Annotated in this window: 13 protein-coding genes; 4 read left to right on the forward strand and 9 right to left on the reverse strand. The window is 72.7% G+C overall.

The window, feature by feature from the left end:
- The coding region (locus C5H89_RS18265) for a hypothetical protein (RefSeq protein WP_162799466.1) at positions 1 to 471 on the reverse strand (471 nt) is incomplete at its 3' end.
- 59 nt (positions 472 to 530) lie between these two features.
- On the opposite strand from C5H89_RS18265, the gene C5H89_RS18270 reads away from it, so the two are divergent.
- Both C5H89_RS18270 and C5H89_RS18275 read left to right on the forward strand, forming a co-directional pair.
- Positions 531 to 1,634: a family 43 glycosylhydrolase gene (locus C5H89_RS18270; RefSeq protein WP_104108395.1), complete on the forward strand. Its 1,104-nt coding sequence runs from the start codon at positions 531 to 533 to the stop codon at positions 1,632 to 1,634.
- Positions 1,635 to 1,696: 62 nt separating this feature from the next.
- The gene (locus C5H89_RS18275; RefSeq protein WP_104108396.1) at positions 1,697 to 2,422 is read left to right on the forward strand and encodes a hypothetical protein; all 726 of its coding nucleotides are present in this window, start codon (positions 1,697 to 1,699) and stop codon (positions 2,420 to 2,422) included.
- On the opposite strand, the gene C5H89_RS18280 is transcribed toward C5H89_RS18275, so the two are convergent.
- The 7 genes from C5H89_RS18280 to C5H89_RS18310 all read right to left on the reverse strand — a co-directional run bounded on the left by C5H89_RS18280 (position 2,396) and on the right by C5H89_RS18310 (position 7,956).
- A complete protein-coding gene (locus C5H89_RS18280) occupies positions 2,396 to 3,091 on the reverse strand; it encodes a DUF3618 domain-containing protein (protein WP_104108397.1) in 696 nt (231 codons plus the stop codon). The two genes, C5H89_RS18275 and C5H89_RS18280, sit on opposite strands and share 27 nt — an antisense overlap.
- Positions 3,067 to 3,543, reverse strand: a complete 477-nt coding sequence (locus C5H89_RS18285) for a phage holin family protein (protein ID WP_205305126.1) — start codon at positions 3,541 to 3,543, stop codon at positions 3,067 to 3,069. Before C5H89_RS18285 ends, C5H89_RS18280 begins: the two co-directional genes overlap by 25 nt.
- Positions 3,540 to 4,220, reverse strand: coding sequence for a hypothetical protein (locus C5H89_RS18290; protein ID WP_104108398.1), 681 nt, complete (start codon positions 4,218 to 4,220; stop codon positions 3,540 to 3,542). The genes C5H89_RS18285 and C5H89_RS18290 overlap by 4 nt, the downstream gene beginning before the upstream one ends.
- A 180-nt stretch (positions 4,221 to 4,400) precedes the next feature.
- Positions 4,401 to 5,222, reverse strand: a complete 822-nt coding sequence (locus C5H89_RS18295; RefSeq protein WP_104108399.1) for a DUF72 domain-containing protein — start codon at positions 5,220 to 5,222, stop codon at positions 4,401 to 4,403.
- 25 nt (positions 5,223 to 5,247) lie between these two features.
- Positions 5,248 to 6,234 (reverse strand): glutathione S-transferase C-terminal domain-containing protein, encoded by a 987-nt coding sequence (locus C5H89_RS18300; RefSeq protein WP_104108400.1) that lies wholly within the window; start codon positions 6,232 to 6,234, stop codon positions 5,248 to 5,250.
- A 34-nt stretch (positions 6,235 to 6,268) separates the two neighbouring features.
- Positions 6,269 to 7,354, reverse strand: a complete 1,086-nt coding sequence (gene hisC, locus C5H89_RS18305; RefSeq protein ID WP_104108406.1) for a histidinol-phosphate transaminase — start codon at positions 7,352 to 7,354, stop codon at positions 6,269 to 6,271.
- Positions 7,355 to 7,359: 5 nt separating this feature from the next.
- Entirely contained in the window at positions 7,360 to 7,956 is a 597-nt protein-coding gene (locus tag C5H89_RS18310) for a VanZ family protein (RefSeq protein WP_104108401.1), read from the reverse strand.
- A gap of 33 nt (positions 7,957 to 7,989) precedes the next feature.
- Between C5H89_RS18310 and C5H89_RS18315 the strand changes: the two genes are divergently transcribed.
- Positions 7,990 to 8,976, forward strand: coding sequence for an EamA family transporter (locus C5H89_RS18315; protein WP_104108402.1), 987 nt, complete (start codon positions 7,990 to 7,992; stop codon positions 8,974 to 8,976).
- A gap of 12 nt (positions 8,977 to 8,988) precedes the next feature.
- Here the strand turns inward: C5H89_RS18315 and C5H89_RS18320 are convergent, their stop codons facing one another.
- Positions 8,989 to 9,879 carry an arginine deiminase family protein gene (locus C5H89_RS18320; RefSeq protein WP_104108403.1) on the reverse strand — a complete coding sequence of 297 codons (891 nt, stop codon included), beginning with the start codon at positions 9,877 to 9,879 and terminating at the stop codon, positions 8,989 to 8,991.
- A 93-nt stretch (positions 9,880 to 9,972) separates the two neighbouring features.
- Here C5H89_RS18320 and C5H89_RS18325 point away from each other — a divergent pair.
- Positions 9,973 to 10,572, forward strand: a 600-nt coding sequence (locus C5H89_RS18325; protein WP_104108404.1) for a GntR family transcriptional regulator, incomplete at its 3' end; no start/stop codon positions are given.

Raw genomic sequence — 10,572 nt, forward strand, 5'->3', positions numbered from 1 at the left:
GAGGCGGCGCACCGCGGTGCGCCACTGCTCGGGCCAGTCCGCGGACAGCGGCGCGTGGTCGGGAAAGGAGATGGTGGCGCTCGGCTCGTCGGCCGCGGTGGCCAGCAGGTCGCGGGACAGCGTGACGATGCCGACGCTGAGCCGGTCGCTGGCGAGCCGGACCCGGGAGCCGGAGTCGATGGCGATCACCTGTCCGGGACGCAGCGTCGTCTCCACTCCCCGCACTCCCAGACGCGCCGAGCCACGCAGCACCTCCAGCACGTGGAGGTTGCCCGGGGGGCCGGTGATCAGCCGGGCCACCGAGGAGTGCGTCAACCGCATCACGCTGAAGTCGTCGCCCCGCACGCCGCTGATGTCCAGGGAGAGATCGGGTCCGAACTCCAGGGACTCCACACCCACCAGGCTGCCTCGCAGCAGGCTCTCGGCCTCGGAGACGTCAGCGGTCTCCAAGCGCAGTGGTCGAAGGTGCATGCGGACGGTGTACCCGAGCCGATGCGCACCTATGCCCTCGGCGCACTAGCCTCGGCGCCATGACCCCTGACTCGCGCCGGGAGGCGCCCGCGCGGGGGCCCCGCACCGCCCTGCTCCTGCTGGTGCTGGCAGTCGTCCTGGCAGTCGTCCTGGCGGTCGCCGGGACGACCGCGCTGGGGGCGCTCCCGGCGCGGGCCGAGTCCGGCCCGCCCACGGTGATCGGCAGCCCGAAGCCGATCGTGGCGAGCAACTTCGCCGATCCCGCGGTCGAGCGGCTCGGCGGCGGGTACGTCGGCTTCGCCACCGGGGAGCGCGCGCCGCGCGCCTGGGTCCGGTCGCGCAACGGCCGCTGGCAGCGCGGAGGCCCCGCGCTGAGCAGGCTGCCCTCCTGGTCCCGAGCCGGCGACATCTGGGCCGCGGACGTCACCCGGGTCCGCGGCTGGTGGCTGCTCTACTACTCCGCCCCGGTCAAGGGGCTGGGGCCGTACGGACGGTGCATCGGCGTGGCCCGGTCCCGCTCCGCACTGCGGGGGTTCACCCCGGTGGGAGACGCGCCGTTGGTCTGCCCGTCGTACGTCAAGACGCCGCCAGCCGGCGACCCGCTGGCCCCCAGGGACACCACGCTCCCCCGCGCCGGGGTGATCGACCCCTCGGTGCACCAGGGCTCGGACGGGCTGGTGCTGCTCTACAAGACCGATCGGATCCCCTCCTCGATCCGGCTGGTGCAGCTGAACCGCACCGGCACCCGGGTGCGCCCCGGCGCCGTCAGCGTCGAGCTGCTGCGGCACGACGGAGTGCTGGAGAACCCGGTGCTCCTCGCCCAGCCCCAGGGGTGGGTGCTGCTGCTCTCCGAGGGCGACTACACGCGGTGCACCTACCGCACCGTCTGGCTGCGCTCGCCAGTGCTGACCGACTGGAGCGCCCCCGAGTACGGCGTGCTGCTGGACCGGGCGACCACCGGCCTGTGCGGCCCCGGCGGCGCCGACGTGGCGGGGAACCGGATCTTCCTGCACGGGTGGACCTGCCACCGGATCGTCCGGCCCTGCGCCAGCGGCTTCGACTGGTCCAAGCGGACCAAGCAGCGTGCCCAGCGGGCGATGTACGCCGCCCGGCTGAACTGGGTCGACGGACTGCCGCGGATCGGGCGCTGGGTCAGGCCCTGATCCCGGGCGTCACGTGGGTCCAGGGACCAGGTGGGTACCGGGCCAGGTGGGTACAGGGCGGCATGGACGTCGTACCAGCGCTGTCCGCGGTCGCCCGCGAGACCTTCCGGCTGGGCTCCCGAGCCCGGTCCGCCCGCTTCTTCCACCCGCGCGGGGAGGTGCTGGCGGGACACTTGGAGATCCAGGGTGCCGGACCACTGCCGACCGGGCGCACCGAGTGCGTGGTGCGGATGTCCAAGGCGATCGGCCTGCCCGCGAGACTGCCCGACATCCTGGGGATCGCGTTCCGCTACCCCGACGCCAGCGGAGCCGTGGACGTGCTGCTGGCCACCTCGCCCGGCACCCGTGGGTGGCGCCGGTGGGCGCTGTGGCCGGCCGCGTCGTGGGGCCGCGCCACCTTCACCTCGCTGTTGCCCTGGGAGTCGGTCGACCGCACCCGGGTGCTGGTGCTGGCCGAGCTGGCGGACCACCGGTTGACCGGCGTCGAGGTCGATCAGCTCGCGAGCCGGCTCCCGGTGCGGATCCGGCTCCGGGTGGCCAGCGCGGCGGCGGAGCTGCAGCGCGGCGAGCTGGTGGTGACCGGACCGCGGCAACCGACGCCTGACTTCGACCCGGTGCTCAACGAGCCGCCGGGGTGGCACTTCGTGCCGGCCTGGCTGGCTCGGGTGCGGCGGTCGTCGTACGCCGGGAGCCGCGCCGGTCGGCCGGACACGGGTGGGCGTGAGCCGGACGCCCCTCGCGGAGACGCCCGGCCACCCCCCTCAGATCGTGGAACCAGAACTGCCTGAACCACTTGAGCCGGTCTCGGTCCCGCTGCTGGATCCCGATGTTGACTCCCGGACGTTCTGGGCCGAACTCTGGCCCTCTGACCTGAGAGACTCTGCGGAGTCCTGCGCCGAGGACTTCACCTCGGCCGCTCCTTGCTGGGCGGTCTCCTTCAGCTGCTGACCCACGTCACCGGCCATCGACTTGGCCTGGTCGATCACGGGCTGGCCATGCTCCTTGGCGGCGTCCACGCCCTGCTGGGCGAGGCGCTGCTCGGCCCGGCTGGCAGGGATGAGCGAGGAGATCAGCATGCCGGCACCGAACGCGATGACGCCCGCTGCCAGCGGGTTGCCCTCGGCCTGCCGGCCGAGGGACTGGACGGCGCCGGTGGCGGTGTCCTTAGCCCCGGAGGCCGCGTCCGAGGCGGTGCCGGTGATCGACTGGCCAGCGGACTGACCGCCGCTCTGGACCGAGCCGGCCGCGCCCTGGGCGGAGCCCATGACCTTGTCCTTGAGACCCACGACCCGCCCACGGACCGCCTGCTTGCGACGCTCCATCACCTGGCTGGGGCTCACCTTGTCGCCGAGCTCGTCGACGTCGCGGCTCAACTGGCTGCGCGTGCGCTCGATGTCCCGGTTCAGCTCCTGCTGCCTGCGCTCCTCGGCGCTCAGCTCTTCTGGGCTTTGGCCCATTGCACGTCCTCCTTCAAGGTCTGCTGCGTCTTGGGCAGCTGCGGGTCTGCTTCCTTGATCTCCTTGCGACCGCGGGCACCCAGCACGGCGGCTGCGACACCCCACACGACGGCGACGATCAACGCCGCCAGCTCGGTCGGCATCCAGTTGTCGAGCAGGTAGACGACCGCCAGCGAGAGGAACAGGAGCATCAGGTGGCCTGCGACTCCCGCGCCTCCCAGCAGCCCGGCTCCCTTGCCGAGCGTGGAGACCTCCTGCTTGATCTCGGTGCGAGCCAGCTCCATCTCCTGCTTGATCAGGTTGCTGAGCCCAGCCGTGATGTCGCCGATGATGTCGCCCAGCGAGCGGGTCTCCGTCGGGGGCAGCGTGCCGCCCTGGTGCAGGGGATCCGTCGAGTGCAGCGGGTCCGGCGTCGGGTGCACAGAGTCGCCGGGTCCCCCGGTGACGCTCACGGCGTGTTCCCGCGCGTCTCGTCGTACAGCGGGGTGGACGACCCGGTCCCGGGTGATCCGGGCGCCGGAGCGCCCGCTACCGGACCCGGGGAGACCGCACCGGGCGGGGGCGAGACGGCGCCACCAGCCGGCGGCCCGGTCCACAGGCCCACGCCCTCGTCCCCGGCGCCGGCCGGGACCGACCCGGTCGAGCTGCCCGAGGCCGATCCGGAGCCCACGCTCGAGCCCGAGTCCGAGCTGGAGGCGTCCTTGGCGCCGCGGGCCACGCGGCCGAAGACCAGCCCCGCGGCCAGTGCGCCGAGGAGGAAGGTGCCGGGCCGCTCCCGGGCGAAGCTGCGCACGTCCTCGAGGATCTCCGAGGGCTCGCGGCCGTCGAGGCGGTCGCTGAGCTCGCGCGCCTTGCCCGCCACCTGGCGAGCCAGGTCACCGGCCATGCCACCGGGGCCGTTGTCGGCCATCTCCTCGAGATCCTGACCGAAGGTGCGGGCGGTCTCGACCAGCCGGTCGCGACCGGTGCGCGACTGCTCGTCGACCATGGTGCGCGCGTCCCCCAAGACGTTGCGCGCCTGGGTCTTGGCCTCTTCCGCGACCGACCTCACTTCGTCCTTGGTGGTGCCGGCCAGGCGACTGGCCTCGTCCTTGGCGGTTCCTGCGGCGGAGGCATCAGTGCTGCTCATGGCCTCTCCTCTCGTGCGACTATGACGGATGGTGCGTCTGACGATGCTTCGCCGTACCCGGACCTGCCGCAGGGATGCAGCCCGGGCCCGGGCGGCTGCGCAATCTGCGCATCCACGCAGGTCGGCGCGGCCCAGCGTGGTCCCGGGTGGCCAGCCTGGTCCCGGGTGGTCCAGCGTGACTCAGCGCAACCGGGAGATGAGCCCCATCGCGTCGTAGGGCGCGAAGCCCTTCGCGTCGTTGTCGAAGTAGACGAAGACGTCCTGGCCGGACTCGGACCAGCGCCGGCAGCGGGCGGCCCACTCGTCCAGCGCCGGGTCGCCGTACCCGCTGGCGTAGAGCTCCGCGTCCCCGTGCAGCCGCACGTAGCGGAAGTCGGCGGTGTCCTGCTCCACCTTGGGCCAGCGGCCCGCGGTGTCGGCCAGCACGCAGGCGACGTGGTGCTGGCCCAGCAGGTCGTAGGCATCGGCGTCGAGGAAGGTCTCGGAGCGGAACTCCAGGGCGTGTCGCAGCACCCGGTCGGCGTCGGTGGCCAGGTGGACCCGGTCCTCGGCCAGCTTGTCGTCGTGGCGACGCGCCAGCTCGACGGCCGCGGTGGTGCTTCGGGGCAGCTGCGCCAGGAAGGCGTCCAGCACGTCGTGGTCGTAGGCGAGGTTGGCCGGGAGCTGCCACAGCAGCGGGCCGAGCTTGGGGCCCAGGGCCAGCACCCCGGAGGCGAAGAAGTTGGCGAGCGCCGTCTCGACGTCGCGCAGCCGCTTGAGGTGGGTGATGAACCGGCCGCCCTTGACGGCGAAGACGAAGTCCTCGGGCGTCGCCTCGCGCCACGCGGCGTACGACGAGGGGCGCTGCAGGGAGTAGAAGGAGCCGTTGATCTCGATCGAGGTCAGGTGCTCCGCGGCGTACTCCAGCTCCCGGCGCTGGGGCAGGCCCTTGGGGTAGAAGTCGCCCCGCCAGCCGGCGTAGCGCCAGCCGCTGATGCCGACACGCAGGTCACCGGTCTCCATGCGGAGCCCAGTACCCAGATCGGGCTCAGAGGCGCTCGCGCCCGTGCGCGGTGCGCCAGGACTCCAGCTCCGGCCCCTGGGGGATGATCCCGGAGGGGTTGATGTCGGTGTGCACCACGTAGTAGTGCGCCTTGATCTGCTCGAAGTCGACCGTCTCGCCGAAGCCGGGGGTCTGGAACAGGTCGCGGGCATAGCCCCACAGCGCCGGCATCTCGGTCAGCTTGTTGCGGTTGCACTTGAAGTGGCCGTGGTAGACCGGATCGAAGCGGACCAGCGTGGTGAACAGCCGCACGTCGGCCTCGGTGATCGCCTCGCCCATCAGGTAGCGGCGGTCGGTGAGGCGCTCCTCGAGCCAGTCCATCGCGGCCCACAGCCGCTCGTACGCCGCGTCGTAGGCCTCCTGGGAACCGGCGAAGCCGCAGCGGTAGACGCCGTTGTTGACCTCGGTGAAGACCCGCTTCATCACCTGCTCCATCTCCTCGCGCAGGTCCTCGGGCCAGAGGTCGGGAGCGTCCGGGCGGTGGTGCTCGCGCCACTCGAAGAAGAGGTCGTGGGTGATCCACGGGAAGTCGTTGGTGACGACCTGCTTGGTCTCCACCTCCACGATGGCCGGGACGGTGATGCCCTTGGGGTAGTCCGGGAACCGGTTGAGGTAGGCCTCCTGCAGGCGCTCGATCCCGAGCACGGGGTCCCGCCCGCCCGGGTCGCGGTCGAAGGTCCAGCTGCGCTTGTCGTGGGTGGGCCCCGGCTTGCCCAGGCTGATCACCTCGGTCAGGCCGAGCAGCTCGCGGACGATGATGGAGCGGTTGGCCCACGGACACGCCGGGGCGGCCACCAGGCGGTAGCGCCCGGGCTGGACGGGCCAGACCTGGACGTCGTCGCGGCCGCCGTACTCGGCGTCGTGCGGGTCCGAGGAGCGCTCCCCGGCGAGGACCCGGTCGCCGATGTAGTCCATGTCCCGCTCGAAGGCCTTGCCCTTCTCGGTGTACGTCGGGGTCAGGTCGTCGCTCATGTCTCGACCCTAGACGCCGCCCGGGCGGGCGGCGTCAGGTGCGTGGGAAGGCACGAGCCAGCTCGACCACGCGGTCGTTGGCCTCGCTCTCGCCGATGGTCACCCGCACCCCGTCGCCGGCGAACGGACGGACGGTGATGCCCAGCTCCTCGGCGGCGGCGGCGAACTCGCCGGCCCGGTCGCCGACGGGGAACCAGATGAAGTTGCCCTGGGACTCGGGCACCTCCCAGCCGGCGGCGCGGACGGCTGCCAGCACCCGGGTCCGGTGGGCGACCAGCGCCTCGACCCGCTCGAGCAGGGCCTCCTCGGCGTCCAGGGAGGCGATGGCCGCCGCCTGGGCGACGTGGCTGACCCCGAAGGGCAGGGAGACCGCACGCAGGGCGGCGGCGAGCTGCGGCCGCGCCACGGCGTACCCCACCCGGAAGCCGGCCAGGCCGTAGGCCTTGGAGAAGGTCCGCGTCACCACCACGTTGGGGTGCGCCAGCACGGTGGCCACGCCGTCGACCGGGTCGGGCGAGCGCACGAACTCCACGTACGCCTCGTCCAGGACCACCACGACGTGCGAGGGCACCCGCGCCAGGAACGCCTCGACCTCGGCCTGGGTGAGCGCCGGGCCGGTGGGGTTGTTGGGCGTGCAGAGCAGCACCACCTTGGTCCGCTCGGTGACGGCCGCGGCCATCGCGTCCAGGTCGTGGCGCCCGTCGGCGGTCAGCGGCACCCGCACCGAACGGGCGCCCGCCACGGTCACCGCGATCGGGTACGCCTCGAAGGAGCGCCAGGCGTGCACCACCTCGTCGTGCGGCTCGCCGTGGGTGCAGTACGCGCTGAGCAGCTGGTAGATCAGCGCCACGCTGCCGGTCGCCACCACCAGGTGGTCGCTCGGCACGCCGAGCCTGCCGGCGAGCGCCTGGTAGAGCTGCGCGGAGCCCATGTCGGGGTAGCGGTTCATCTCTTGCGCCGCGGCCACGGCCGCCTCGAGCACGCCGGGCAGCGGCGGGTAGGGGTTCTCGTTGGAGGAGAGCTTGTAGCCGACCAGGCCGGGCCGCGGGGTGGGCGGCCGGCCCGCGACGTACGCCGGGATGGCGGCGAGGTCGGCGCGCGGCTGGGGGTTGCTGGTCATGGCGCTCACCCTAGTAACCCCGGGTGCGTCCGGTCGCGCCGTGCCTCCTCGCGCATCCGACGCCGCCACGGCTGGAGCACCAGCGCCAGCGCCAGCCCGATGCCGCAGCCGATGAGCGCGCCGGTGGCGTTGTCGACGACGTCGGTGATGTCGCAGGCGCGGTCGATGCGGGCCAGCTCCAGCTGGGTGATCTCGATGAGCACCGAGTAGGCCACCAGGCCGGCCATCCCCATCGGGACCAGCAGCCAGGCGGTGCGCCACCGGGCCAGACCGAGGACCAGCAGCGCCCCGGCTGGCACGAAGAGCGCGGTGTTGAGCATCCGCTGGGTGCCGCTGAAGATCCAGAAACCGTCCGGCGCCGGGCCTCCGACGGTCCGCGAGCAGGTCGGTTGCCGCGCCTCCACGGGCACCAGGGCGGTCGAGCCGGTCGGAGGCACCAGCGTGACCAGCCCGATGACCACCAGGGCCCACGCGAAACCCACCAGCGAGAACGCGGTGACCGGGCCAAGCCAGCGTGCGAGCACCAGCCCGACCAGGGCCAGGACAAGTCCGGACGCGGCCGAGCCCAGCACCATCACCGCAGCTCCGCCGACCTCGATCACGGGGTCGAGGCTACCTGCGCGACAATCTGCCGCATGTCAGTCCAGCGCACGGTCCAGGGCACGGTCCAGCGCTCTGCCCAGCGCCGGTTCGGCATCGGTCTCGTGGTGGTCGGCGCGACGCTGTTCATCCTCAACTCCGGGGTCTCGCGGGTCGCGCTGCGCAACGGGATCGGGTCGCTCGAGCTCACCTCGCTGCGGGTGACCGGCACCTTCGTCGCCCTGCTGGTGGTCGCCGTGGCGTGGCAGCGCTCGGCGCTGCGGCTGCCGCGGGGGCGGCAGCTGTTGCTGGTCACCGCCCTAGGGCTCTTCGGGGTGGCGCTGCTGCAGCTGTGCTACTTCATGGCTCTGGACCGGCTGACCATCAGCCTGGCGCTGCTGCTGGAGTACCAGGCGCCGATCCTGGTGGCACTGTGGGCGAAGTTCGTCCAGCGCGCCGAGGTCACCGCGCGCCTGTGGTGGGGGCTGGCGCTGGCCGTGGCCGGTCTGGCGGCGGCCACCGAGATCTGGGAGGGCGCCTCCTTCGACACCGTCGGGGTGCTGGCGGGCATCGGCGGTGCCATCTGCTTCGCGGCGTACTTCCTGCTGGGTGAGGCCTGCCACGACGCCGGGCTCTCCTCGGTGCAGGTGATGCTGTGGGGCTTCGCCGTGGCGACGGTGGCGATGAACCTGGCCTCCCCGGTGTGGCTGGTGGAGGCGGACCTGACGGCCTCGGTCTCGCTCCAGGGCAGCCTCGACGCCCTCTCGGCGCCGCTGTGGCTGGTGCTGGCCTGGGTGGTGCTGCTGGGCACCCTGGCGCCGTTCGGGGTGGAGCTGGTGGCGCTGCGCTACATCCCGGCGACGCTGGTGACCGCGATCGCCATGCTCGAGCCGGTGGGCGCGGCGGCACTCGGCTGGGCCTGGTACGCCGAGTCGCTCAGCGCGGTGGCCGTGCTCGGCTGCGTCGCGGTGGTGGCGGGCATCCTGCTGGCCCAGACGGCGCGGGGCGAGGAGCACCCCGAGGATCCGATCACCCTGACGTAGCCGCGGTGCCACCTAGCTGGGCAGCAGCACCTCGCCGCCGGGCACGAGCGGCAGGTCGCGGCCCAGCGTCACGTCCAGGGGGTTGGTCAGGCAGCGGACCGAGCCGCCGGCCTTGTGGAACTCGCCCATCTCCACCACCACGACGGTGAACCCCCACTCCTCCAGCTGGGTCCGCACCCGCTCCGGTGCAGCCGGCATCACGACGGTGCGCCCGATCACGATCGAGTTGGCCGCGAACGTGGTCAGTGCCTCGTCCTCGGTCAGGACCAGGGGCTCGGGCACCAGCTCGAGCAACGCGGCCCGGGAGGCGTCGTCGAAGGCCGCGGGGCAGATGATGGCGCGCCGCTCGTCGAGGGGGCAGAAGGCCAGGTCGAGGTGGTACATCCCGGGGTGGTCGATGCGCAGCCCGCGCACCCGCACCCCGAGGCCGGCGGCGAGGTGCTTGAGGCCCAGCTCCTCGGTGCGCGGTCCGTAGCCCACGACCAGGGCGTCGCCGAAGGGGAAGGCGTCACCGGCCTCGAAGTGGGCACCCACGCCGTCGCGACCGACGTAGGAGGTGACGTGGCCGGCGTCGGCGAACCAGGCCTGCGCCGACTCGGTCTCCATCCGGCGCTGCTCGTAGCGCATGTGGGAGAGCACGGCCCTCGCGCTGCCGTCCGCGCCGCGCACGGCGAGACCGAGGTTCATCGCGTAGACCATGTCGGGGGCGTCGGAGCGCTGGCCGAGCACCTCCACCACGCCGCCGTGAGCCTCGATGGTGTGGACCAGGTGGTCCCACTGCTCCCGGGCCACCACGGCGTCGGGCTGGTCGGCGGGGTCCATGAAGGGGTTGATGACGTAGTCGACCCGGAAGTGGTCGGGGCGCACCGCCAGGTAGTGCTTGCCCCACTGCAGCTCGGACATGCCATCCCCCGTTCTGTCAGATTGTCTGACAATGTTGTGGTGCGAGTGTGGCGGCGCGCCGCGCACTTATCAACTCCTGACAGACTCGGCGTCATGGGCGAGTCGTTCGGGAACCTGCACCTGGAGCAGTCCTCCATCGTCGACCGCGTCGTGGAGGAGCTGCGCCGGGCGATCTTCGACGGCGAGCTGGAGAGCGGTACGCCGCTGCGCGAGGTCGCGCTGGCCGAGCAGCTCGGGATCTCCCGTCCCACCGTGCGCGAGGCGCTCACCGTGCTGGTGGCCGAGGGCCTGGCCACCCGGGAGCCGCACCGCGGGGTCAGCGTCGCCCAGCCCGACCCCGACTCGGTCGCCGACGTCTGCCGGGCCCGGGCCGTGCTCGAGGTCGCCGGGGCGCGGCACTGGGCCCAGGCCGAGGATGAGGCCCGCGAGGCGGTGCGGCAGGCCCTGGCCGACTACGCCGCCGCGGTCGCCGACGGGGCGTCGTACCAGGTGCTCAACGCCCGGCACCTGGCGGTGCACGCCTCCTTCGTCGGCCTGCTCGGCAGCCCCCGGCTGGTGGCGGTCGCGGAGGGCCTGAGCGCGGAGCTGCGCCTGGCGCTGGCCCAGATCGACCGGCTCCGGCGCAACGCCCACGACCAGGCGGGATCGCACACCCACCTGGTGGCGATGCTGGAGCGCGGCGACGTCGCCGCG

This window comes from Nocardioides sp. 616, assembly GCF_002930065.1.
Taxonomy (GTDB): Bacteria; Actinomycetota; Actinomycetes; order Propionibacteriales; family Nocardioidaceae; genus Nocardioides; species Nocardioides houyundeii.

What these genes read in the sequence shown, in the direction of transcription:
- C5H89_RS18270 (WP_104108395.1), top strand. Translation starts at nt 531, where the DNA reads ATGACCCCTGACTCGCGCCGGGAGGCGCCCGCGCGGGGGCCCCGCACC.
- C5H89_RS18275 (WP_104108396.1), top strand. Translation starts at nt 1,697, where the DNA reads ATGGACGTCGTACCAGCGCTGTCCGCGGTCGCCCGCGAGACCTTCCGG.
- C5H89_RS18280 (WP_104108397.1), bottom strand. Translation starts at nt 3,091, where the DNA reads ATGGGCCAAAGCCCAGAAGAGCTGAGCGCCGAGGAGCGCAGGCAGCAG.
- C5H89_RS18290 (WP_104108398.1), bottom strand. Translation starts at nt 4,220, where the DNA reads ATGAGCAGCACTGATGCCTCCGCCGCAGGAACCGCCAAGGACGAGGCC.
- C5H89_RS18295 (WP_104108399.1), bottom strand. Translation starts at nt 5,222, where the DNA reads ATGGAGACCGGTGACCTGCGTGTCGGCATCAGCGGCTGGCGCTACGCC.
- C5H89_RS18300 (WP_104108400.1), bottom strand. Translation starts at nt 6,234, where the DNA reads ATGAGCGACGACCTGACCCCGACGTACACCGAGAAGGGCAAGGCCTTC.
- hisC (WP_104108406.1), bottom strand. Translation starts at nt 7,354, where the DNA reads ATGACCAGCAACCCCCAGCCGCGCGCCGACCTCGCCGCCATCCCGGCG.
- C5H89_RS18315 (WP_104108402.1), top strand. Translation starts at nt 7,990, where the DNA reads ATGTCAGTCCAGCGCACGGTCCAGGGCACGGTCCAGCGCTCTGCCCAG.
- C5H89_RS18320 (WP_104108403.1), bottom strand. Translation starts at nt 9,879, where the DNA reads ATGTCCGAGCTGCAGTGGGGCAAGCACTACCTGGCGGTGCGCCCCGAC.